The sequence below is a fragment of the Mycobacterium sp. SVM_VP21 genome, assembly GCA_024758765.1.
GTDB classification, from domain to species: Bacteria; Actinomycetota; Actinomycetes; order Mycobacteriales; family Mycobacteriaceae; genus Mycobacterium; species Mycobacterium heraklionense_C.
The window spans coordinates 854425-878156 of the sequence record CP101406.1; the positions used below are offsets into that span (position 1 = coordinate 854425).

The window sequence follows — 23732 nt, forward strand, 5'->3', positions numbered from 1 at the left end:
CTGGGCGATTCCGTCTTTCTGCGCCATCCCGAAGCTGTACCGGATGCGCGCGGCGTAGCCGTCGGGCAGCACCGGGACGATCACCGATTCGGTGACGTCGCGGATCGACAGCACCATCCGACCGTAGCCTGCATCACACATTCTGCCGAATGTCGTCTGCACCACATCGACCGACCTTATTGTCTGGACCAATGCGACGCGTGTAGCCGTGCCGGTTCAGCGTCGCCGGTCGACGCGTCCCGGCGGGGCGAACACTTGCCCGAAACACCTTGCGTCATGATGGAACCCACATTGAGGGTTTGCCGAGTTTGAGTACGCACGTTGCCAGATCGAGCTGAGGGGAGATGCGCAGTGTCTTCCAGTCAACGCCGGGGCCGCTGGTCCGGGGTCCCACTGGCAGAGCGCCAGGCCTTGCGCCGAAACGAGTTTCTCGCCGTCGGGGTGCAACTGCTTGGTGATGCACGGGGGCCCACGCTGACCGTCCGATCGGTCTGTCGCGCGGCCGCGCTGACCGAGCGCTACTTCTACGAGTGCTTCGCCGATCGTGACGAGTTTGTGCGCGAGGTATACGACGACGTATGCACGCGGGCGTTGACGGCGCTGCTGTCGGCCCGAAACCCCCGGGAAGGCGTGGAATGCTTCATCACCCTGATGGTCGATGACCCGGCTCGCGGCCGGGTGCTGCTACTGGCCCCGGAGCGGGAGCCGATCCTGACCAGCGCCGGCGCCAAGTGGATGCCGGATTTCATCGAGATGCTGCAACGCACCCTGACTCGTATCGACGATGCGGCGGTCCAGCAGATGGTGGCCACCGGGCTGATCGGCGCGCTGACCACCCTGTTCGCCGCTTACCTGAACGGCCGACTCGAGGCCAGCCGCAGCCAATTCATCGACTTTTGTGTCGAGATGCTGCTCAGCGCGCAGATCGTGCGCTAGGCGCGGGCCACAACGTCACACCCAAACACGCGCCGTGAAAACTTGATGCTACCGACAGACACAGATATATTGCCTGCAACTAGTCGACACAGATATCTGGGGAGCTGGCATGACGCGGGAATGGACCGACGTGGAGCTGCTGCACGAGCTCGAGCCCGTCGTAGAAAAACTCATCAACCGACACTTCTCCATGGCCAAGGACTGGAACCCCCACGACTACATTCCCTGGTCGGAGGGCAAGAACTACTACGCGCTCGGCGGGCAGGATTGGCATCCCGAGCAGTCGAAACTGTCCGAAGTCGCCCGGACGGCAATGGTGCAGAACCTGCTGACCGAGGACAACCTGCCCTCGTATCACCGCGAGATCGCGATGAACTTCACCATGGACGCTCCGTGGGGCACCTGGGTCAACCGCTGGACCGCTGAGGAGAACCGCCACGGCATCGCGCTGCGCGACTACCTGGTGGTTACCCGCAACTGCGACCCCATCGAACTGGAAACACTGCGGATGGAGACCGTCAACCGCGGCTTCAGCCCGGGCCAGAACCACCAGGTCTCCGGCGACCTCTTCGCTGAGAGCCTGTTCGACTCCGTCATCTATGTCAGCTTCCAGGAGCTGGCAACGCGGATCTCGCACCGCAACACCGGCCAGGCCTGCAACGACCCCATCGCCGACCAGCTGCTGGCGCGGATCTCGCACGACGAAAACCTGCACATGATCTTCTACCGCGATGTCAGCGCCGTCGGTTTCGACATCGCGCCGGAACAGGCGATGCGCTCGCTGCACCGGGTGCTGGCCAACTTCCAGATGCCCGGCTTCGTGGTGCCCGAGTTCCGCCGCAAGGCCGTGATCATCGCGGTCGGCGGCGTCTACGACCCGATGATCCACCGCGACGACGTGGTGATGCCGGTGCTGAAGAAGTGGGGCATCCTCGAGCGGAGTTTCAGCGGCGAAGCGGCCCGCTACCAGGAGGGGATCGCCAAGATCGTCGCCGAGCTGGACGAGACGTGCGAGAAGTTCGAGCTGGCCAAGCAACGCCGGCTCGAGCGGGAGGCCAAGATGGCCGAGAAGCGCGCCGCCAAGAAGGTGTTGGAGCCATCAGCGTCGTAGTCGGTGGCGTAGGCAACGGCGGCGACCTGCGTCACCCGGCTGCGCCGCGATCGCAGTCTCCGCGAGATCTGGTGGAGGCACAGCCCGCGCTGCGGATCGGTTCGCTTCCGCTTGCCAGCCCCGTGGTGCTGGCCCCCATGGCCGGCGTTACCAACGTCGCGTTCCGCACGCTCTGCCGCGAACTGGAACAATCCCGGGCAGGAACGGTCAGCGGGCTCTATGTCTGCGAGATGGTGACCGCACGTGCACTGGTCGAACGGCACCCCGCCACCCTGCACATGACCACGTTCGCGCCGGAGGAGTCACCGCGCTCGCTGCAGCTCTACACCGTCGACCCCGACACCACCTACGCTGCGGCGAAGATGATCGCCGACGAGGGGCTGGCCGACCATATCGACATGAATTTCGGCTGCCCGGTGCCCAAGGTGACCCGTCTCGGCGGCGGGTCGGCACTGCCCTACAAGCGCCGGCTCTTCGGCAACATCGTCGCCGCGGCGGTGCGTGGCACGGCCGGCACCGACATTCCGGTGACCGTGAAATTCCGGATCGGCATCGACGACGCCCACCACACCCACCTGGACGCCGGACGCATCGCCGAGGCCGAAGGGGCCGCAGCGGTGGCCCTGCACGCGCGGACCGCGTCGCAGCGCTACTCCGGCACCGCCGACTGGGAGCAGATCGCGGCCCTCAAAGCGCAGGTCCGCTCGATTCCGGTGCTGGGCAACGGCGACATCTTCGAAGCCGGCGATGCCCTGGCCATGATGGCGGCGACTGGTTGTGACGGGGTGGTGATCGGCCGCGGATGCCTGGGTCGCCCCTGGTTGTTCGGCGAGCTCTCGGCGGCTTTCGCGGGCCGGCCCACACCGACCCCACCCACATTGGGCGAAGTCGCCGACATCATCCGCCGCCACGGCGAACTGCTGGCCCAGCACTTCGGCGAGGACAAGGGCATGCGCGAGATCCGCAAGCATGTCGCCTGGTACCTGCACGGATTCCCCGCCGGTTCCGAGCTGCGGCGCGAACTGGCGATGGTGACCACCCTGTCCGAGCTCGACGAACTGCTCAAGCAGCTGGACGGCTCGGTCCCCTTCCCCGCGGCCGCCACCGGCCCTCGCGGGCGACAGGGCTCGCCGGCCAAGGTCACCCTGCCCGAAGGGTGGCTGGACGACCCCGATGACTGTGCGGTGCCGGCCGGCGCGGACATTATGCACTCGGGTGGCTGAAATGAGACTTTGTCGACATCGCGTGTCTGGAAAGTTCTCAGTAGAATAAGTACCTTATTGCCCCAGGCAGGGATCGTCTCTGCGGGAGCATATCCAGGTGCGGAGACCAATGCCGATCATCCGTACCGCACCGACGTGCGAACGACGCGCGCCGGTACCGAGGACTCGGAGGCCCTTGAGGACATGAGTGACGGCGATAACGCCACTCCTGGCCGCGGGGCGCCGGAGGGCCACGACGATGGCGACCATCAGCTGATGACGATGCCCCCGCCCGGGCCCGCGCCCTGGGAACGCTGGCAGAACTCGGCTGCGGACGCCCCCGCCCCACACCGGCGAAACGCCTCCCGGCGCCGCAACGGGTCGGTGAGCGTCGCCGACCTGATCGCCAAGGTCAACGCCGAGCCGCCGCCTTCCGGTGGGCGCAGCCAGCGCCGGGCCACCTCAGCCCCGCCCGAGAGTCGCGAAGTGGCCGCGTTCGTCGCGCCCTTCGAGCCGGTGGAGCCCGCCGGCGTATCCAAGCCGGAAGCCGACTATTCAGCGCCCGACTTCGCCGATACACCGGCCCCGATGCCCAACATCTCCGCCGTGGCTTACCCGTCGGAAGTGCCCGACCTCGACCGTATTCACGGCACGTCACTCGAGCCGGTCGGTGCACCCGACTGGGACGAGTGGGCACCGTCGAGCCTCGCTGAACCGCCGGGTTTGTACGGCGGTCCCAGCTTCGACTCTCCTCCGTCGAGCCTCGCTGAACCGCCGGGTTTGTACGGCGGTCCCAGCTTCGACTCTCCTCCGTCGAGCCTCGCTGAACCGCCGGGTCGGATCGAGCCGCCTCGCCATGCACCGCCGGCGGACACCGAACCGGCCCCGCACGGGCCCCACCACCGGGCGAAACTCGCGGGCCGCGCGGCCGCGGCCATGATGGCGATCCTCGCCCTGGTGCTGACCGGGTCGGCCTGGCAGTGGAGTTCGTCGAAAAACCGCAGCCTCAACCACGTCAGCGCATTGGACCCCAACTCGCACGACATTCTCGATGCGGCCGGCCAGTACGGCGACGAGAACTTCCTGATCGTCGGCGCGGACACCCGCGCCGGCGCCAACAGCGACATCGGCGCCGGCAGCACCGAGGACGCCGAGGGAGCTCGCTCCGACACGATCATGCTGGTCAACATCCCGGCGAACCGTAAACGCGTGGTGGTGGTGTCATTCCCCCGCGACCTGGCGATCACTCCGATCCAGTGCGAGGTCTGGAACTCCGTGACCGGCGCGTACGGACCGATCTACGACGAGGAAACCGGAACCTACAGCGACGACACCGTCTACACCGAGACGAAGCTGAACTCGACGTACGCCTTCGGCGGGCCGAAGTGTCTGGTCAAGGAGATCCAGAAACTGTCCGGACTGGCGATCAACCGGTTCATGGCCGTCGACTTCGTCGGGTTCGGCAAGATGGTCGACGCGCTGGGTGGCGTCGAGGTGTGCACCCCCAGCCCGCTGTACGACCTTGTCCTGGGCAGCGTCCTGGAGGACTCCGGCCGCCAGCGCGTCAACGGCGGGACCGCGTTGAACTACGTGCGGGCCCGGCACGTCACCACCGAGGACAACGGCGACTACGGGCGCATCAAACGCCAGCAGCTGTTCTTGTCGTCGCTGCTGCGTTCGTTGATCTCCACCAACACGTTCTTCTCGCCGACCAAGCTCAACAATGTGGTCAACATGTTCATCGGCGACAGCTCGGTGGACAACGTCACCACCAAGGACCTGGTGAACCTCGGCCAGTCGTTGCAGAAGGTCGCCGCCGGGCACATCACCTTCGTCACGGTGCCGACCAGTGAGACCGACGAGAACGGCGACGAGGTCCCCCGGATGGACGACGTGCGGGCACTGTTCGACGCCATCATCAACGACGACCCTCTGCCCGGCGAGAACGACCACAACGCCACCTCGGCCCCAACCACGGCGGCGGCAGCCAACCCCACGACCCCGTCCACGTCCCTGCCCGGCTCACCGGCCGCCCCGGCGGTCAAGCCGCTCAGCGAGCAGGTGCACGCGGTCACGACCTCACCCGCCGATGTCACGGTGCGGGTGTCTAACGCCACCGAGCAGTCCGGCCTGGCCGGCGCCACCTCCGAGGGCCTGCAGCAGTGGGGCTTCAACGTCGACAATGCCGACGACTACCCCGGCACCGTCAAGGCCACCAAGGTGCTGTACTCCCCCGGAAACGAGCAGGCCGCCGCCACGGTGTCCTCGGCGCTGTCAGGCGCGCCGATCGAGCGGGTCACCGGACTGGGCAGCATCGTCCGCGTTGTCCTGGGATCAGACTTCCGCGCCGTGACCAAGCCGGCGGCAAGCGGTTCGCAGGTCAGCGTGCAACTCAACCGCGGTGCCAGCGTCGAACCGACCGAACTGCCCGACGACCTGACCGTCACCAACGCCGCCGACACCACCTGCGAGTAGCGCCCACTCCCGCCCAACCCGCGCGAATCGCGGTCCACGGTTAGTCTTGAGGGCATGCGAACCGCGTACCACGAGCAACTCTCGGATCTGGCCGAACAGCTCGGCACGATGTGCGGCTTGGCCGGGGCAGCAATGGAGCGCGCCACACAGGCCCTACTGCAAGCCGACTTGATGCTGGCCGAGCAGGTGATCACCGATCACGAGCAGATCGCCGCGATGAGTACCCGCGCCGAGGAAAGCTCCTTCGTGCTGTTGGCGTTGCAAGCCCCGGTCGCCGGGGACCTGCGCGCCATCGTCAGCTCCATTCAGATGGTGGCCGACATCGACCGGATGGGCGCGTTGGCCCTACACGTCGCCAAGATCACCCGCCGCCGCCACCCGCAACACGCACTGCCCGAAGAGGTCAACGGGTACTTCGCCGAAATGGGCAGGCTTGCAGTCGAATTAGGCAACAGCGCCCAAGAGGTGCTGCTGTCGCGCGACCCGGAGAAGGCCGCCCGGATCCGCGAAGAAGACGACGCGATGGACGACCTGCACCGGCACCTGTTCTCGGTGCTGATGGACAAGGAGTGGCGGCACGGAGTGGCCGCCGCCGTGGACGTGACGCTGCTTGGGCGGTTCTACGAGCGGTTCGCGGACCACGCCGTCGAAGTCGCTCGTCGGGTGATCTTCCAGGCGACCGGCAAGTTCCCCGACGAGCACACCCTGCCGTCAAGCGAGTAGCGCGTCGATCGCCCGGTAGATGCGCTGTTCGCTGACCGGGCGCGGGGTACCGAGCTGCTGAGCCCACAGACTCACCCGTAGCTCTTGGATCTGGCGCGCGATGTCGCGCACGTCGTTATCGCGATGGCGCGCCGTCGGCAGGGTCGCCAAAAGGTCCCGGTAGGCGTCTTGCACCGCGTGCACCCGTGCCATCCGTTCCCGGTCGGCCTGCAACGCGCGGGGCAGCTGCTCCACCCGGCGACGGACGGCGGTCAGATAGCGGGTGAGGTCCCCCAGATGTGCCCGGCCGGTGGCGGTGACAAAACCGGGCGCCAGCAGCGCATCCAGCTGGCCGACGATGTCGGCGATCGCCTCGGCCTGGCCGGGCGGCGGCTGCGCCGGCAGCGCCACTTGGGTGTCGCGGGCCGCGGCCAGCACCTGCGCTACTCGAGTCACCACGTCAACGGTCGTCGGCACCAGCGCGGCGGCCACCCGGTTGCGCAACGCGATGTACTCGTCGCGGGTCCACACCGGCGTCGGTACTAAGGCATCGGTCGCGGCGTCGGCGCAGTCGTCGATGAGCGCCGCCAGGGTCCCGTCCGGATTCGCCTTGAGCATCAGCCGTGTCGGCGAATCCAGCTGACGTTCGACCGCTTTGACCGGCGACGGAACAGCGCAGCGCAGCAACCGGCGGATACCGGGTACGAGCGCGGACCGCTGCTGCGCCTCGGTGGAGAACACTCGTAGCTGCGCGGTGTCGCCGGCATCGACGAAAGCCGGGAAGCCACGAACGGCACGCCCAGCCACCACCCGCTGCACGGCCCGAGGCAGCGTGTCCAAGTCGTCCGGCCAGCTGCGCAGGCCGCTGCGTTCCAGCTCCGCGCCGACCGCATCCGCGACCGCCTCGCGGGCGGAGGCCGCCAGTCGATCCTGCAAGACCCCGAGGTCTTTGCCGCGAGCCACCTCGGTGCCATCTGCACCCTCCACGGCGAAGGTGACCCTCAAGTGCGCGGGAAGCTTGGTCAGGTCGAAGGCGTCGATCGGGACCAACACACCGGTGCGGCGACGAAGCTCGTGCACCAGCGACTCCAGCAGCGGCTCGCCCGGCCCGATTGCCGACAGCACCGCACGGGCGGTGTCGGGGGCCGGGACGAAGTTACGTCGCAGGTCCTTGGGCAGGGACCGGATCAGTGCGGTGATCAGCTCTTCGCGCAGCGCCGGTACCTGCCAGGCGAACTCGTCGCCGCCGAGGCGTGCCAGCACATCGATCGGCACGTGGACGGTGACCCCGTCGTCGGCGGCGCCCGGTTCGAAGCGATAGCTCAGCGGCAACTCGAGATCGGCAGTCGCCCAACTGTCCGGGCGATCAGCCCCGAGTGACTCGTCGGCCCGCAGCAACTCATCGCGGGAGAAGGTCAGCAGCTCGGGTGTGGCCTTCTGCTGCTTCTTCCACCAGCCGTCGAAGTGCCGTGCCGAGACCACCTCGGCGGGAATGCGCGCGTCGTAGAGGTCATACATGGTGTCGTCGTCGACGATCAGATCGCGACGACGGACCCTGTCTTCCAGCTCCTGCAGTTGGGTGCGCAGCGCGGCGTTGTCGGCGAGGAATCGGTGCCGGGTCACCCAGTCGCCCTCCACCAGCGCGTGCCGGATGAACAGCTCGCGAGCCACCGCCGGCTCCACCCGGGCATAGCCGACCCTGCGGCGCGCCACCAGTGGCAGTCCGTAGAGCGTCACCTTTTCGAAGGCCATCACCTCGCCGCGCTTGGCGTCCCAGTGCGGTTCGCTGTAGCTGCGCTGCACCAAGTCTGCCGCGACCCGCTCGACGGCTTCCGGCTGGATGCGCGCCGCGGTCCGCCCGAACAGCCGGCTGGTCTCCACCAGCTCGGCGACCATCGTCCAGCGCGGCGGTCGTTTGGCCAGCGCAGAACCCGGCGCCAGCACGAACTTCGAGTTACGCGCGCCCGCGAACTCCCGACCGTCGTCACGCCGCATCCCGACGTGCGACAGCAACCCGGCCAGCAACGCCGCGTGGACAGCAGCCGGCTGAGCGGGCTCGCCGGATTCACGGATGCCGATATCGGCTGCGATGCTGCGCAGCTGACCTACCAGATCCTGCCATTCCCGGATCCGCAGATAGTGCAGGAACTCATTGCGGCACATCCGGCGAAATGCACTGCCGCTCAGAACTTTCCGCTGATCTGACAGATACGACCACAAGTTGAGATAGGCCGTGAAGTCGGAATCGTCGTCGACGAACCGGGCATGCTTGGCTCGGGCCGCCTCCTCCCGATCGACTGGCCGCTCCCTGGGATCGGGAATGGTCAGGGCGGCGGCGAGCACCAGCATCTCGCGCACACAGCCCTCGGTCTCAGCGGCCAGGATCATCCGGCCCAACCGCGGGTCCACCGGCAGCCGGGCCAGCCGGCGGCCGACATCGGTGATCGCTCCCTGCGCGGTGAATGCGCCGAGCTCGACCAGCAGCGCGACCCCGTCGCGGATGCTGCGCGAGTCGGGCGGGTCGAGGAAGCCGAAGTCTTCCACCGCACCCAGCCGCAGCGACGCCATCCGCAACAGCACTGCGGCCAGGTTCGTGCGCAGCACCTCGGGGTCGGTGTAGCGCGGTCGGGCGTCGAAGTCGGCTTCGCTGTAGAGCCGGATGCACACACCGGGGGCAGTGCGACCGCACCGGCCGCTGCGCTGCGAGGCGGACGCCTGCGAAATGGGTTCGATCGGTAGCCGCTGAACCTTCAGCCGGCGACTGTAGCGGGAGATACGCGCGTTGCCCGGATCGATCACGTAGCGGATGCCCGGTACCGTCAGCGAAGTCTCAGCCACGTTGGTGGCCAGCACAATCCGCCGGCCGGCGCGCGCCGGGGCGAACACCTTCTGCTGTTCGGCAGTGGACAGCCGCGCGTACAACGGCAGAATCTCGGTGTTTGTCAGACCGCCGAGAGCCTCTGCGGTGTCGCGGATCTCGCGCTCGCCCGACAGGAATACCAAGACGTCGCCGGGCGGTTCGGCGGACAGTTCGTGCACCGCATCGACGATCGCCTCGATCTCGTCGCGGGTCTCGGTCCGGATGATCTCCTGATCCGGGTCATCCGGGTCATCACCGGCATCGGCGTTGACCGGCAGCTCCAGTGGTCGATAACGGATTTCCACCGGGTAGCTGCGGCCGGACACCTCGACGATCGGCGCTCCCCCGCCACTGTGCCCGAAGTGCGCTGCGAAACGCTGAGGTTCGATGGTGGCCGAGGTGATGATCACCTTCAGATCGGGGCGGCGCGGCAACAACTCGCGCAGGTAGCCGAGCAGGAAGTCGATGTTGAGGCTGCGCTCATGCGCCTCGTCGATGATCAGCGTGTCGTAGCGCAGCAACCGCCGGTCCCGTTCGAGTTCGGCGAGCAGGATGCCGTCGGTCATCAGCTTGATCAGGGTCCGATCGGACACCCGGTCGGTGAACCGGACCGCGTACCCGACGACATCGCCTAGTGGGCTGGACAATTCGTCGGCGATGCGCTGAGCAACGGTGCGGGCGGCCAGCCGCCGCGGCTGGGTATGGCCGATGGTGCCGCGGATGCCGCAGCCTAGCTCCAGGCAGATCTTAGGCAGCTGGGTGGTCTTACCTGAGCCGGTCTCGCCGGCCACCACCACGACCTGGTGGTCCCTGATCGCCGCGGCGATCTCGTCGCGGCGGCCGCTGACCGGCAGGTCGGGATAACTGACGTCCGGCACCGCGGCGCGCCGCGCGGCAACCAGCGCTTGCGCCTCGCCCATCCGCTCGGCCAGCTTTCGCACCTGCTCGGGCGTTCCGCCACGCAGGTCCTTCAGGCGCCGTCCGAAGTAGGCCGCGTCTCGGAGGGTCAGCTCATCGAGGAGCGTGCGCAACTGCGCGACGGACGGTTCGACCACTTCGCGAAGCTTACGGGCCGGGGTCGACCTGCCTGTCATCTGGCATTTAGCCAGTCCATATCAGCGTCATCTGAATTCCACCAGAATTCCACCGTTAGATCATGGCTGTTCACCCTACCGTAACCTTCGTTCGCCGCATTAAATGGAGAAGTGACCCGGCGAGCATGTGATTGTTGCGAATTGTCGGCCGGGTTGATCCGGTGATGCCGCGCAAGCGGTCATCACCCTAATTTGTCTGCGAAAGGGCAATGTGAAACTGAACGGAATTGGCACGACGCTCGGCATTATGGCGACCGGCGCATTGGTGTTATCCGGGTGCGGCAGCGACAAGAACACCGACACCGGTGAGAAGACAACCTCGAGCTCGGCGGCTGCCAGCGGAAACTGCGGCGGCACGGACACGCTCAAGGCCAGCGGATCGACCGCGCAGCAGAACGCGATGGCCCGGTTCGTCAAGGCGTTCATCGACCAGTGTCCGGACCACAACGTCAACTACACCGCCAACGGATCGGGCGCCGGTATCCGGGAGTTCGTCGGCGGCCAGACCGACTTCGCCGGCTCCGACGTCCCACTGGGCACCGACGATTATGCGCAGGCGCAGCAGCGCTGCGAATCGCCGGCATGGAACCTGCCGGTGGTGTTCGGCCCGATCGCCATCACGTACAACGTCCCCGGCGTCGACACGCTGATCCTCGACGGCCCGACCGCCGCGAAGATCTTCAACGGCACCATCACCAGCTGGGATGACGCGGCGATCAAGGCGCTCAACCCGACGGCCACGCTGCCGGCCCAGCCGATCCACGTGGTGTTCCGCAGTGACGAGTCCGGGACCACCGACAACTTCCAGCAGTATCTGGATGCCGCCTCCGGTGGGGCCTGGGGCAAGGGCACTGGCAAGTCCTTCAATGGTGGCGTCGGCGAAGGCGCCAAGGGCAACGACGGCACGGCCGGAGCCATCTCCTCCACCGAGGGGGCGATCACCTACAACGAGTGGTCATTCGCCCAGGCCAAGAATCTGTCCACCGCCCAGATCGTCACCTCCGCCGGCCCCGAACCGGTCGCGATCAGCACCGAGTCGGTCGGCAAGACCATCGCCGGTGCCACCATCAAGGGGCAAGGCAATGACCTGGTGCTCGACACGGCGTCGTTCTACCAGCCGACTCAGACGGGTTCCTACCCGATCGTGCTCGCCACCTACGAGGTGGTGTGCTCGAAGTACCCGGAGGCGGATGTCGGCACGGCGGTGCGGTTGTTCCTGAAGTCCACCATCGGCGCGGGCCAGAGCGGCCTGGCCGACAACGGCTACGTTCCGATCCCCGAGGCTTTCAAGGCTCGCCTGGCGTCCGCGGTCGACGCCATCTCGTGACACCCGGGAACCCATCGACGCCGTTGATGAACAGCCGCTCGCCGAGAGGCGAGCGGCTGTTCCGGGCGGCCGCGGTCGCCGCTGGATCGACCGTGGTGGTGGCGATCGCGCTGATCGCGATCTTCCTGCTGGTGCGTGCTGTCCCGTCGCTGCTCGCCAACAACGCGAACTTCTTCACCAGCCCCGAGTTCAACACCAACGATCCCGACGACCTGTCGTTCGGCATCCGGGACCTGCTGATGGTCACGGTGTTGAGCTCGGTATTCGCGTTGGCGCTGGCGGTGCCGATTTCGGTCGGTATCGCGATTTTCCTCACCCAGTACGCGCCCCGGCGGCTGACCCGACCCTTTGCCGTGGTGATCGACCTGCTGGCAGCGGTGCCGTCCATCATCTTCGGCCTCTGGGGGATCTTCGTGCTGGCGCCGATGCTGGTGCCGTTGATGCGATTCCTGCGAAGCCACTTGGGCTGGCTGTTCCTGTTCCATCAGGGCAACGTGTCACTGGCCGGCGGTGGCACGATCTTCACCGCGGGCATCGTGCTGGCGGTGATGATCCTGCCGATCATCACTTCGGTCTCGCGGGAGGTGTTTCGTCAGACGCCCTTCGCCCACATCGAAGCCGCCCAGGCCCTGGGCGCCACTCGCTGGGAAGTGGTCCGCATGGCAGTGCTGCCCTACGGCCGCAGCGGCGTGATCGCCGCGGCGATGCTGGGCCTGGGGCGGGCGCTGGGCGAGACGGTCGCGATGCTGATCATTCTGCGGGCCGCGGCGAAGCCTGGGAATTGGTCGCTGTTCGACGGCGGGTACACGTTCGCATCCAAAATCGCGTCGGCGGCCGCGGAGTTCAGCGCCCCACTGCCGACCGGCGCCTACATCGCCGCGGGGTTCGCATTGTTCGCACTCACATTCTTCGTCAATGCCGCCGCTCGCGCGGTGGCCGGCGGCAAGGTCAACGGATGACCGCCCAAGTGCTCGACGCACCGGTCAAACCATCGGTGCCACAGCGCCGCCATCACCTCAGCATGCGGCGCCGGTTGACGGACAAGATTGCCACGGCCGCGTTCGTGGCCTCGTTCGGCGTCGCGGCGGTCCCATTGGTCTGGCTGCTCTGGGTCGTGGTAGCCCGCGGCTGGCACGCAATCAGCAATCTCAGCTGGTGGACGCACTCACTACGCGGCGTCCTACCCGAAGAATTCGCCGGCGGGGTGTACCACGCGCTGTACGGCACCGTGGTGCAGGCTGGGGTGGCCGCGGTGCTGGCGGTACCGCTGGGTCTTATGACGGCGATCTACCTGATCGAGTACGGCGGCGGCCGGTGGGCGCGATTGACCACCTTCATGGTCGACGTGCTGGCCGGGGTGCCCTCGATCGTGGCATCGCTGTTCGTCTTCAGCCTGTGGATCGCCACCCTCAAATTCGAGCAGAGTGCGTTCGCGGTGTCGCTGGCGCTGGCTCTGCTGATGTTGCCGATCGTGGTGCGCTCCACCGAGGAGATGCTGCGTCTGGTCCCCGACGAACTGCGGGAGGCCAGCTACGCACTGGGGGTGCCGCGATGGAAGACCATCCTGCGCATCGTCATCCCCACCGCGCTCTCGGGGATTCTGTCGGGAATCTTTTTGTCGATCGCCCGGATCATCGGTGAGACCGCCCCCGTACTGGTGCTGGTGGGCTACAGCCGCTCGATCAACTACGACATCTTTCACGACAACATGGCCTCGCTGCCGCTGCTGATCTACTCCGAGCTGGGGAATCCGGAGGCGGCTGGGGCTGCCCGGGTCTGGGGTGCGGCGCTGACGCTGATCATCCTGGTCGCGATGAGCGCGATCGTGGCAGCCGTGGCGACTCGGCTCACCTCGGTCCACGATCGCTGAACCAAACTATTAACCCCGCGGTTCAGCGAGCTTCGACGCAGGAGAAGCGAAGTTGGAGCCGCGAAATTAACCCAGCGGTTCCGTGCCGCCGACCAGTTTCACCACCCGGTTGTTGCCCCGGTCGGCGACGTAAAGGGCGTCGTCCGCACCGACCACGACCTGCAGCGGAGTGTTCAGCCCGGTGAACGGCAACTTCGTCTGCGTATTGGACCCGGCGGTCAGCTTCAGCACGGTGTGGCTGTCGTGGTTGGTGACGAAGACGTTGCCGGCCCCGTCAACGGTGACGCCCCACGGTGCATCGAGACCGGTGAACGGGAGCACGCTCTGGGTATTGGATCCCGCGGCGAGCCGCACCACCCGATCGTTGTCGGTGTCGGTGACGTAGACGTTGCCGGAGGAGTCGACAGCCACGTCGTCGGGGTTGTGCAACCCGGCGAACGGCAGCACCACCTGGGCGTCTGCGCCAGCCGGCAACTTGACCACCCGGTTGTTACCCCGGTCGGCGACGTAGACGCTGCCGTCCTTGTCCACCACCAGGCCCTCCGGATAATTCAGCCCGGTGAACGGCAGCTCGGACTGGACGTGGGAATCCGGGTCCAGCTTCACCACCCGATTGTTGAAGTCGGTGACGTACACCGCGCCGGCCCGATCGACGGCTACGCCCTGCGGCTCGTAGAGCCCGGTGAACGGCAGCATCACCGGAGTCTTCGATCCCGGTTCCAGCTTCACCACGCGGCCGTACATGCTCTGGTTGGTGACGTAGACGTTTCCGCTGCTGTCCAGCGCCAACCCGCCCGGGGAGAGCCGGAAGCTCAGGCCCTCCAAGGGCAACACACTCTGTCCGTTCGCCGACGCCGACGCCCCGGGAGATTTCTCCGAATGGTGGGTGACCGCGTAGCCGCCCACACCGACTGCTACCAGCAGCGCCGCGGCAGCCGCGGCCGGCACCAGCCATCGGCGATCTCTGCGGTTCTTTGCCTCGGCGGCAAAAGCCGGTGCGGCTGCCGCGGGCTGCTGCGCCGGCCGGTCCCGCCAACCGGTGATGGCGGGACGCACCTGAGTCTGCTCGTGCGGTTGGTCGTAGGAGTTCGCGTAGGCGCGGTGTTCGTAGCTGGCCGGCGTTTGGCGGTAGCCGTTGGCGGGAGAGCTCCCGCCGCCGTTGGTGGCGGCACCGACCGCGCTGGCCATTCGGGTGGCCACCCCGCCCTGCTGGACGATCATCGCGGCCTGATGCTGCTCTGCGGTGGTCAGCGCGTCGTGTGCGGCACGTGCCAGGTCGCCGGCGCTGCTGTATCGCTGCCGCGGATTCTTCGCCATCCCCCTGGCGATCACCTGGTCCAATCCGACCGGCACCACGCCCGGCCGCAGCTGACTGGGCCGCGGGGCGGGCTCCATCAGATGGGAGGCGATCAGTCGTTCGATGGTCTCGGTCCGGTACGGCTGTTGACCGCTCAGACACTCGCTCAGCACACAGGCCAGTGAATAGATGTCGGCACGGTAGTCGACCTCGGCCCCACTGAACCGCTCTGGCGCCATGTAGTTGTAGGTGCCCAGCGCCATTCCGGTCTGCGTCAGGCCGGGATCTGCCGCGGCGCGGGCGATCCCGAAATCGACCAGGTAGGCGAAATCATCCCGGGTGAGCAGGATGTTCGCCGGCTTGATGTCGCGATGGGTGATTCCGCCGGCGTGCGCGGCGTCCAGGGCGGCGGCCACCTGTTCGATCACCGCCACGGCTCGCGCCGGGGGCAGCGGGCCGGACCGCTGCAACTCCATGCCGAGGTCATTGCCGTCGATCAGCCGCATCTCGACGAACATCTGACCGTCGATCTCGCCGTAGTCGTGGATGGGCACCACATGCGGCTCGGTAAGCCGGCCTGCCGCGTCGGCCTCGCGCTGCATCCGGGTTCGGAATGCCGGATTGCCCGACAGCACGGGGGCAATCAGCTTCAGTGCGACCGATCGGTGCTTGCGGGTGTCCTCGGCCTCATAGACCTCACCCATGCCACCTCGCCCCAGCAGCCGAAGCAACCGGTAAGGACCGAATTGGGAACCCACCTGGGAAGCCGGTCCGTTATCGTTCACGACGCTCCATTCACCCGGTCAGAATTGGCATCAAGCGATCAACTGTTGCGGTGAACAGAAGATTAACCAAAGATTACCAGTGAAAATGGATCGCCGCAGATCTCGACGATCAGGAAATAGCGTCGACCGCCGTCTTCAATTTCGACGTAAATTCCGGGGGTAGGGGAATATAGCCGTACTGGTCCAGGTCCTGCTGTCCGTCGCCGATCGCCGCTTGCATAAACGCCTTGACCGCTTGCGCCGTCGCCGGGTCGGGGTATCTGGAGCAGACGATCTCGTAGGTCACCAGCACGATCGGGTAGGCACCCGCCACAGTCGGTTTGTAGAACGACGAGGTATCCACCACCAGATCGTTTCCGGCGCCGCTGAACTTGGCGCCGGCGATGGTCTTGTCCACCGAGTCGACAGAGATGGTCACCGGTTGCGGGCCCGCCGAGGTGACGATCTGGGCCATGTTGAGCTCGCGCCCCACCGCATAGGACCACTCGTTGTAGGTGATCGAGCCCTCGGTGCTCCGCAACATCGCCGAGGTGCCGTCGTTGCCGGCGGCGCCGACACCGGTACCACCATTGAAGGCCTTGCCCACTCCACGACCCCAGGCACCGTCGGAGGCGACGTCGAGGTACTTCTGGAAGTTGTCGGTGGTTCCCGAGTCGTCGCTGCGGAACACGACGTGGATGGGCTCGGCAGGCAACGCCGCGTCCTTGTTGAGGGCCTTGAGCGCGGGGTCATCCCACTTGGTGATGGTGCCGTTGAAGATCTTGGCCATCGTGGGGCCGTCCAGGTCGAGTTCGTTGACGCCGCCGATGTTGTAGGTCACGGCAATCGGACCGAAGACGGTCGGCAGATGCCAGGGCGTCGAACCGCACCGCGCCGCCACCCGCTGCGGCTCACCGTTGGACGGATCGAGCGGTGAGTCAGATCCGGCCAATTCGGTTTGCCCACTGGCGAATTCAGCGATACCGTTGCCAGATCCGTTGGCCCGATAGTCCAGCGTGTAGTCCGGGCAGGCCCGGATGTAGGCATAGACGAACTGCTCGATCGCGTGCGCCTGGGCCGTCGAGCCGCTCGCAGTCAGCTTCTTCTTGCCGCCGCACTGCACCGCCGAGGAGCCCGACCCCGAGGCCGACGACGATTCGCCACCACCGCAGGCCACCACCATCAGCAGTACAGTCGCCAGCAGACTCGAGACGATACCGAATCGGTTGATCCTCAACGGCACTCCTTCGGCAGTCAGCGTGGAAACCACACGGTAGCCGAATCCGGTAATAAGTCAGCCAAAGCGACCCGAGATGTAGTCCTCGGTTTCCTTAAGTCTCGGATTAGAGAAGATCTTCTCGGTCCCGTCAATCTCGACCAACCGGCCGGGTTTGCCGACGGCCTCCAGGTTGAAGAAGGCCGTCTGATCACTCACCCGCGCCGCCTGCTGCATGTTGTGGGTGACGATGACGATGGTGTAGTCCTGCTTGAGCTGCGAGATCAGCTCTTCGATGGCCATCGTCGAGATCGGATCCAACGCCGAGCAAGGCTCATCCATCAACAGTACGTCGGGTTGCACCGCGATGGCCCGCGCGATACACAACCGCTGCTGCTGACCACCGGAGAGCCCGCCGCCAGGCTTGTCCAGCCGGTCCTTGACCTCATTCCACAAGTTCGCCCCGCGCAGCGACTGTTCGACGGTCTCATCCAGCAACTTGCGATTGCGCACCCCCTGCAGCGTCAGCCCGGCCACCACGTTGTCGCGGATCGACATGGTGGGGAACGGGTTTGGGCGCTGGAACACCATCCCGATCGCCTTACGCACTCCCACCGGGTCGATGCCAGCCTGGTAGATGTCCTCACCGTCGAGCAACACCGAGCCCTCAACGCGCGCCCCCTGGATGACCTCGTGCATCCGGTTGAGGGTGCGCAGCACCGTCGACTTACCGCAGCCCGATGGCCCGATGAACGCCGTGACGCTGCGTGGCGGTACCGACAACGTCACATCTGCCACCGCGTGAAACGACCCGTAATAGATGTTGACGTCGCTCAGGTCCAACCTTTTGGCCACTGGCAGCCTTCTCCTCACTCGACTCAACCTGTCCCGGCCCGAATGTTCGACGGCCCAGACCTTCTTGGAGCAACGATCTGAGCGCCAGCCTAGCCACGATCTTGAGTCCCGCAATTTGACGAAAGGCAGCGACGCTGCTCACCTACACCGCAAAACACCACGGTCCGGAGGTGACGGAGGGCGACAATCACCGTCAGATCCGGGCGGCCCACCAGCAATACACGCCGCACCGGCCCTTAAGCGGCTGCCCGAAATACGTTATGCCCCAGTTGGTTAAGCGCCGAGTACGACGCCGCGCTCGCCTAGCCGAAGCGGCCGGAAATGTAGTCCTCGGTCTCCTTGAAGCTCGGGTTGGAGAAGATCTTCTCGGTCCCGTCGATCTCGATCAGCCTGCCGGGCTTGCCGACATCGGCCAGGTTGAAGAAGGCCGTCTGATCACTCACCCGCGCCGCCTGCTGCATGTTGTGGGTGACGATGACGATGGTGTAGTCCTGCTTGAGCTGCGAGATCAGCTCTTCGATGGCCATTGTCGAGATCGGATCCAACGCCGAGCAAGGCTCATCCATCAACAGTACGTCGGGTTGCACCGCGATGGCCCGCGCGATACACAACCGCTGCTGCTGACCACCGGAGAGCCCGCCGCCAGGCTTGTCCAGCCGGTCCTTGACCTCATTCCACAGATTCGCACCGCGCAGCGAGAACTCCGCGGTTTCGTCGAGCGTGCGGCGGTTGCGGATTCCCTGCAGCTTGAGGCCGGCCACCACGTTGTCGCGAATGGACATGGTGGGGAAGGGATTCGGGCGCTGAAACACCATTCCGACGGCTTGGCGAACCCCCACCGGGTCGATTCCGGGGCGGTAGATGTTCTCGCCGTCGAGCAATACCGAGCCCTCGATGCGGGCCCCGGGAGTGGTCTCGTGCATCCGGTTAAGCGTGCGCAGCACGGTCGACTTACCGCAGCCGGAGGGACCGATGAACGCGGTGACACTGCGCGGCGCGACCGACAGCGACACATCGGCCACCGCGTGAAACGACCCGTAAAAGATGTTGAGGTCGGTGAGGTCCAACCTTTTAGCCACCGTGCAGCTCTCCTTGTTCGCCCACCACTATGCGCTGGTTGTCGAGACCGATCTAGAACTTCTTGGGAGCGAAGATGCGTGCCCCGAACCTGGCCGCCACGTTGAGTAGCGCGATCAGCAGGATGAGCGTCAGAGCAGCGCCCCAGAGCCGATCCGTGGGCACCACGCTGGCGCCCGCCCCGGCCGATGTCTGGTCATACATCATTCCCGGCAGCGACCCCATGAAGCCGTGGAACATGTCGAAATTGATCGCCTGCGAGTAGCCGACCAGGATCAGCAGCGGCGCGGTCTCGCCCATCACCCGGGCCAGCGCCAACAGTATTCCGGTGACGATGCCGGACAGCGCGGTCGGAATCACGATGCTGGTGATGGTCTTCCACTTCGGCGCGCCCAACGCGTAGCTGGCTTCCCGCAGGTCCATCGGAATGATCCGCAGCATCTCTTCGGTCGCTCGCACGATCACCGGCACCATCAGCAGCACCAACGACAGCGACACCGCGAAACCGGAGCGGTGAAATCCCAAGGTGGCCACCCACAACGCGTAGACGAACAGCGCTGCAACGATCGACGGCACCCCGGTCAGGATGTCGACCATGAACGTCGCGAGCTTGCCCAGTCGGGTGCCGGCACCGTATTCGACGAGATAGATCGCGACGAAGATCCCGATCGGGATCGAGATGGCCGCGCACAGCAGTCCTTGCAGCAGGGTCCCGATGATCGCATGGTAGGCGCCGCCGCCGGCCACGAACGCCGTCATGCCGGCCTGCGAGTGAGTCCACCAGGTACTGGTACTGACGGCACCGAAACCAAAGTCGAACACCGAGTACATCACCCACACCAGGGGCACCAACGCCAACACCATCGCGGCGGTGACCAGCACCGTCGCAATCGAATTGGCCACCCGGCGGCGCAGACCTACCCCCGCAAACGTGCGCAACTTGACGGGCCGGTCCAGCAACGCGGTCATGAATGCACCTTCTGGGTGATCGCGACGCGCGCCAGCGCGTTGACGATAAGCGTCAGCACGAACAGCACCAGGCCGGCCGCGATGTAGGCGCCCGCCTTGTACTGATCGTTGAATTCCGATGCGGTGGCGGCGATCTTGGTGGCGAAGGTGGAACCGCCGTCGAACAGCGACCAGTTGAACGCCTTCTGGGTAGAGCGCAGGATGATCAGCAACGCGACCGTCTCACCGAGCGCGCGGCCCAAGCCCAGCATCGCGGCACTGATGTAGCCGGAGCGGCCGAACGGCAGCATCACCATCTTGACCACCTCCCAGCGGGTCGCCCCCAGTGCCAGGGCTGCCTCCACCTGGCCGCGAGGTGTCTGAGCCAGCACCTCGCGGGTGACCGCGGTGATGATCGGCAGAATCATCACCGCCAGCACGATTCCGCCGGTGAAGATGGTGCCGCCGCCCGCCACCGACGCGTTGCCGTCGGCGAACAGGAAGAATCCACCGAGATGCTCGTTGAGCCATAGCGCAGTCCCGCGCAACTGCGGGGCCAGCACATACAGGCCCCACGCTCCATAGATGATCGATGGCACGGCGGCAAGGAGTTCGACCAGGTAGCCCAGCAGCCCCACGAGCCGCCGGGGCGCGTATTCGGCGAGATAGATCGCGACGCCCAGAGCAACCGGCATGGCCAGCAACAGTGCGAACACCGAGACCAACACCGTCACCTGCAACATCTCGGCGATGCCGAAGTGCATGGCGGAGGTGTTGGTGGTGACCCAACTGCCGCCGTAGGTGAAGAAGTTCTCCCGGTTGCGCTGCAACGCCGGTATCGCCCGCAGCAGAAGGAAGCCTCCGACGGCGCTGATCAAGACGATGATCAGCACCCCGGAGCCTTCCGCGACCAGACGGAATAGCCGATCTTGCAGGCGGCTTCCGGTGGAACGCAGCGCCGTCGGGGTCACCGACGGGGTCGATTCAGGCGCGGACACAGACGAGTCGGCGATGCTTGACACCCCCTCATCGCTTGCGGCACGACGGCTACTGGATCGCGTCGATGGCGGCACTCAAGCGCCGTTTCAATTGGTCCGGCAGCCGGACGTAACCGGCGGACGACAATTCGTCCTGGCCGCTGCTGGAGGCCGTCCTCAGGAAGGACTTCACGGCCGCCGACGTGTCGGGGTCGTAGCCCTTGGAGCAGACGATCTCATAGGTCACCAAGACTAGCGGGTAGGCGGCGGCCTGCTTGGTGCCGTAAAGCGACCTCAGGTCCAGCCGCATATCGTTGCTGTCCGGGGAGACGAATCCGGCCGACTGGATCGCGATACCGGCCGATTCGTCGGTGGCGGCGACCACTCCGGAGCCCGAGTCGATCATCGCCGACCGCAGGTTGGCCTGGTCGGCAAAGCCCTTCTCGACGTAACTGACGGCACCGGGAGTGCTCTGCACCGCCTGTACGACACCGGCCGACTTCTGCGCGCCCTCGCCGACTCCGCCCTGGAATTCGCTGCCTTCACCCTTGGTCCAGGTGTGCGGCGCCGCGGCGCTGAGGTACTTCTGGAAGTTGTCGGTGGTGCCCGACGAGTCCGAGCGGTAGATCGGGGTGATGGCGATCGGCGGGAGTTCCTGGCCCGGGTTCAGGGCCATCAGCGCGGGGTCGTTCCAGCTGGTGATGGCGCCGCTGAAGATCCGGGCCAGCACGTCACCGTTGAGGACCAGGTTCTCCACCCCGTCGAGGTGGTAAGCGATGCTGACCGGCCCGAACACCAGCGGCAGATGCCATGCCGGGTTCTGGCCGCAGCGGTCGGCCGCCTCGGCGACCTGCGCCTCGCTGAGCGGCGAGTCGGAACCGGCAAAGTCGACGTGCCCGGCGATGAACTGTTCTCGGCCCGCACCCGACCCGGTCGGGTTGTAAGACAGGTTCTTGCCCGAGCACTCTTTGCCCCACACCTGGTTGAACACGGCGATCGCGTTTTGCTGGGCAGTCGATCCCTCGGCTGTCAGCGTGTTCTTGCCGGCGCAGTCGGCGGAGTCCGCTTTGCCCGAGGTGGTGCCGGTACCGGAGGGGCCCGCGTTGTTGTCATCGCTGCCGCAGCCACTGAGCGCCAGACTGGTCATCACCGCCGCTACCAGCGCAAGACCCGCCTTTGAGCGTTTCATCAGTTCTCGCTTTCTCGCTTCCGGTTCAAATCTCTCCGGGAACGTATGCGGCACTTATGGATGGCAACCACATGGCAGATGAACGGGCGGTGAATAGATTCCGGTGCCCTATCAAGGCTGATCCACTGCGGCGTAAGCAGTGTCAACACTGTGCACCACAAAGCCCAACTGCTCGTAGGTGCGCAACGCCGCGGTGTTGTCCGCCTCGACGTAGAGCAGCACAATCGGCGCCTCGACGTCGGCAAGCCGCTCCGCCAGGTAGACCAGGCCAATCTCGGTCAGCACCCGGCCCAGACCACGGCCCTGGGCAGCCGGATCGACGCCAACGACGTAGACCTCCCCGGCGCTTTCGGCGCCGGGTTTGCCGGAGTGGATCTTGGTCCAGTGGAACCCCAGCAGCACGGGTCCGTCGAACGCCAGAAACAGTCCGGCTGGATCGAACCATGCCTCGGCGCGGCGCTGCGCCAGGTCCTCAGTCGTCCAGCCGCCCTGCTCGGGATGCCAGGAGAACGCGGCGTTGTTGACCCGCAGCAGTTCTGCGTCGTCGGCCGAACCCGCGTAGGTACGGATCGACACCCCCGGCGGCATGGTGGGCTGCGGCAACCCGCGCAGCGATCGGCGCATCTGCAACAGCTCGCGCACCTTGGTCAGCCCCAGCGCCTCGGCCGTGGATTGGGCGGCGGGCAGGGTGCCGTGCGCCCAGAACCGGGTGCCACCGTCGGTTGTGGCCAGCGCGGCACGGACCATCGCCGCCCCGATGCCTCGCCGCCGGGCGTGCGGTGCCACCACCAGCTCTGCCATCGGCGCGGCGTCCTGGCAGCCTGGGGCCAGGTTCAGGTAGCCCAGCACCGTTGCGCCGTCACCGGCGACCAGGTGTTCGGTGCGGGACGCGGCGAGCTCCCGCAGTACCTGCTCCCCCACCGGGGCGACGCCGTCATGGTGGCCGGCAGCGGTGATCAGATCGCGGATCTGCCGCTGCTCGTCATCGGTCAGTGCGGCATGCCATTGCGGGGCGGTCACTGACTGCTCAGCGGCTCGGGCGCACCGCCGTCGGCGCCGTCGAGGTCCTCGACCATGTCGTCGCCCTCGTCGTCGGAGGCGGCCGCGGAGTGGCCGCGCACCGGCCGGACCGCCTTGTAGCCGACGTTGCGCACCGTGCCGATCAGCGACTCGTATTCCGGCCCGAGCTTGGCGCGCAACCGCCGGACGTGCACGTCGACCGTGCGTGTACCGCCGAAGAAGTCGTAGCCCCAGACCTCCTGCAACAACTGCGCCCGGGTGAAAACCCGGCCGACGTGTTGGGTGAGGTACTTCAGCAGCTCGAACTCCTTATAGGTCAGGTCCAGCGGCCGGCCCCGCAGCCTCGCGGTATAGGTGCCCTCGTCGATCACCAACTCGCCGAGCTTGGTCTGCCCCGAGGCCTGCTCGGCGGCCGGCGCGCCATGGCGTCCGGTCAGCAACCGCAGCCGGGCGTCGGTCTCGGCGGGTCCGGTACCGGGAAGCAGAATTTCGTCGATACCCCACTCGGCGTTGACCGCCACCAGTCCGCCCTCGGTCACGATCGCGACCACCGGGACCGATCCTGCGGTGGCGCTCAGTAGCCGGCACAGTCCGCGTGCCGCCGCCAGATCGGTGCGCGCGTCGACCAGAACCACCTCGGCCGAACCGGCCTCAAGCAGCGCAGAAACCTCGGGCGCCGCTGTCCGCACACTGTGTGCAAGCAGGGACAGCGACGGCAGCACCCCGTCGGGGTGCAGGTCAGCGGTCAACAGCAGTAGCTCCAATAGAGGCCCTCCAGCGTCCCAGGTGATCTAACGATAGCGTGCGACCTG

The 23732-nt window shown here is 66.3% G+C and carries 18 protein-coding genes; 8 read left to right on the forward strand and 10 right to left on the reverse strand.

Going from position 1 to position 23732, the window contains the following annotated elements; genetic code table 11:
• Positions 1-351 precede the first annotated feature (351 nt).
• From NM962_04265 to phoU, 5 genes are all read left to right on the forward strand, one after another.
• Positions 352-936: a TetR/AcrR family transcriptional regulator gene (locus NM962_04265; protein ID UVO13355.1), complete on the forward strand. Its 585-nt coding sequence runs from the start codon at positions 352-354 to the stop codon at positions 934-936.
• A 109-nt stretch (positions 937-1045) separates the two neighbouring features.
• Positions 1046-2047, forward strand: a complete 1002-nt coding sequence (locus tag NM962_04270; GenBank protein ID UVO13356.1) for an acyl-ACP desaturase — start codon at positions 1046-1048, stop codon at positions 2045-2047.
• A 137-nt stretch (positions 2048-2184) separates the two neighbouring features.
• On the forward strand, positions 2185-3270 hold the full coding sequence (dusB, locus tag NM962_04275) for a tRNA dihydrouridine synthase DusB (GenBank protein ID UVO14544.1): 1086 nt from the start codon (positions 2185-2187) through the stop codon (positions 3268-3270).
• Positions 3271-3453: 183 nt separating this feature from the next.
• Positions 3454-5724, forward strand: a complete 2271-nt coding sequence (locus NM962_04280) for an LCP family protein (protein UVO14545.1) — start codon at positions 3454-3456, stop codon at positions 5722-5724.
• 54 nt (positions 5725-5778) lie between these two features.
• The gene (phoU, locus tag NM962_04285; protein UVO13357.1) at positions 5779-6447 is read left to right on the forward strand and encodes a phosphate signaling complex protein PhoU; all 669 of its coding nucleotides are present in this window, start codon (positions 5779-5781) and stop codon (positions 6445-6447) included.
• Here phoU and hrpA read toward each other — a convergent pair.
• Positions 6436-10341, reverse strand: coding sequence for an ATP-dependent RNA helicase HrpA (gene hrpA / locus NM962_04290; GenBank protein UVO13358.1), 3906 nt, complete (start codon positions 10339-10341; stop codon positions 6436-6438). The genes phoU and hrpA overlap by 12 nt on opposite strands.
• A gap of 250 nt (positions 10342-10591) precedes the next feature.
• Between hrpA and pstS (NM962_04295) the strand changes: the two genes are divergently transcribed.
• From pstS (NM962_04295) to pstA (NM962_04305), 3 genes are read left to right on the forward strand one after another with little or no spacing between them, the layout of a single operon-like run.
• Positions 10592-11707, forward strand: a complete 1116-nt coding sequence (gene pstS / locus NM962_04295) for a phosphate ABC transporter substrate-binding protein PstS (protein UVO13359.1) — start codon at positions 10592-10594, stop codon at positions 11705-11707.
• A 26-nt stretch (positions 11708-11733) separates the two neighbouring features.
• Positions 11734-12666: a phosphate ABC transporter permease subunit PstC gene (gene pstC, locus NM962_04300; GenBank protein ID UVO13360.1), complete on the forward strand. Its 933-nt coding sequence runs from the start codon at positions 11734-11736 to the stop codon at positions 12664-12666.
• The gene (gene pstA / locus NM962_04305) at positions 12663-13577 is read left to right on the forward strand and encodes a phosphate ABC transporter permease PstA (GenBank protein UVO13361.1); all 915 of its coding nucleotides are present in this window, start codon (positions 12663-12665) and stop codon (positions 13575-13577) included. Before pstC (NM962_04300) ends, pstA (NM962_04305) begins: the two co-directional genes overlap by 4 nt.
• A gap of 66 nt (positions 13578-13643) precedes the next feature.
• Here pstA (NM962_04305) and NM962_04310 read toward each other — a convergent pair whose 3' ends face one another.
• From NM962_04310 to NM962_04350, 9 genes are all read right to left on the reverse strand, one after another.
• On the reverse strand, positions 13644-15659 hold the full coding sequence (locus tag NM962_04310) for a serine/threonine-protein kinase PknD (protein ID UVO13362.1): 2016 nt from the start codon (positions 15657-15659) through the stop codon (positions 13644-13646).
• A gap of 109 nt (positions 15660-15768) precedes the next feature.
• Positions 15769-16875: a phosphate ABC transporter substrate-binding protein PstS gene (gene pstS, locus NM962_04315; GenBank protein ID UVO13363.1), complete on the reverse strand. Its 1107-nt coding sequence runs from the start codon at positions 16873-16875 to the stop codon at positions 15769-15771.
• Positions 16876-16932: 57 nt separating this feature from the next.
• On the reverse strand, positions 16933-17709 hold the full coding sequence (gene pstB, locus NM962_04320; protein ID UVO13364.1) for a phosphate ABC transporter ATP-binding protein PstB: 777 nt from the start codon (positions 17707-17709) through the stop codon (positions 16933-16935).
• 302 nt (positions 17710-18011) lie between these two features.
• On the reverse strand, positions 18012-18788 hold the full coding sequence (gene pstB / locus NM962_04325; GenBank protein UVO13365.1) for a phosphate ABC transporter ATP-binding protein PstB: 777 nt from the start codon (positions 18786-18788) through the stop codon (positions 18012-18014).
• A 52-nt stretch (positions 18789-18840) separates the two neighbouring features.
• Entirely contained in the window at positions 18841-19755 is a 915-nt protein-coding gene (pstA, locus tag NM962_04330; protein ID UVO13366.1) for a phosphate ABC transporter permease PstA, read from the reverse strand.
• Entirely contained in the window at positions 19752-20732 is a 981-nt protein-coding gene (gene pstC / locus NM962_04335) for a phosphate ABC transporter permease subunit PstC (protein UVO13367.1), read from the reverse strand. The genes pstA (NM962_04330) and pstC (NM962_04335) overlap by 4 nt, the downstream gene beginning before the upstream one ends.
• Before the next feature lie 49 nt (positions 20733-20781).
• On the reverse strand, positions 20782-21900 hold the full coding sequence (pstS, locus tag NM962_04340) for a phosphate ABC transporter substrate-binding protein PstS (protein ID UVO13368.1): 1119 nt from the start codon (positions 21898-21900) through the stop codon (positions 20782-20784).
• A gap of 111 nt (positions 21901-22011) precedes the next feature.
• Positions 22012-22920 (reverse strand): mycothiol synthase, encoded by a 909-nt coding sequence (gene mshD, locus NM962_04345; protein UVO13369.1) that lies wholly within the window; start codon positions 22918-22920, stop codon positions 22012-22014.
• Positions 22917-23684 (reverse strand): response regulator transcription factor, encoded by a 768-nt coding sequence (locus tag NM962_04350; GenBank protein UVO13370.1) that lies wholly within the window; start codon positions 23682-23684, stop codon positions 22917-22919. The genes mshD and NM962_04350 overlap by 4 nt, the downstream gene beginning before the upstream one ends.
• Between the last annotated feature and the right edge of the window lie 48 nt (positions 23685-23732).

What these genes read in the sequence shown, in the direction of transcription:
- NM962_04270 (UVO13356.1), top strand. Translation starts at nt 1,046, where the DNA reads ATGACGCGGGAATGGACCGACGTGGAGCTGCTGCACGAGCTCGAGCCC.
- dusB (UVO14544.1), top strand. Translation starts at nt 2,185, where the DNA reads ATGGCCGGCGTTACCAACGTCGCGTTCCGCACGCTCTGCCGCGAACTG.
- NM962_04280 (UVO14545.1), top strand. Translation starts at nt 3,454, where the DNA reads ATGAGTGACGGCGATAACGCCACTCCTGGCCGCGGGGCGCCGGAGGGC.
- phoU (UVO13357.1), top strand. Translation starts at nt 5,779, where the DNA reads ATGCGAACCGCGTACCACGAGCAACTCTCGGATCTGGCCGAACAGCTC.
- pstC (UVO13360.1), top strand. Translation starts at nt 11,734, where the DNA reads ATGAACAGCCGCTCGCCGAGAGGCGAGCGGCTGTTCCGGGCGGCCGCG.
- pstA (UVO13361.1), top strand. Translation starts at nt 12,663, where the DNA reads ATGACCGCCCAAGTGCTCGACGCACCGGTCAAACCATCGGTGCCACAG.
- pstA (UVO13366.1), bottom strand. Translation starts at nt 19,755, where the DNA reads ATGACCGCGTTGCTGGACCGGCCCGTCAAGTTGCGCACGTTTGCGGGG.
- pstS (UVO13368.1), bottom strand. Translation starts at nt 21,900, where the DNA reads ATGAAACGCTCAAAGGCGGGTCTTGCGCTGGTAGCGGCGGTGATGACC.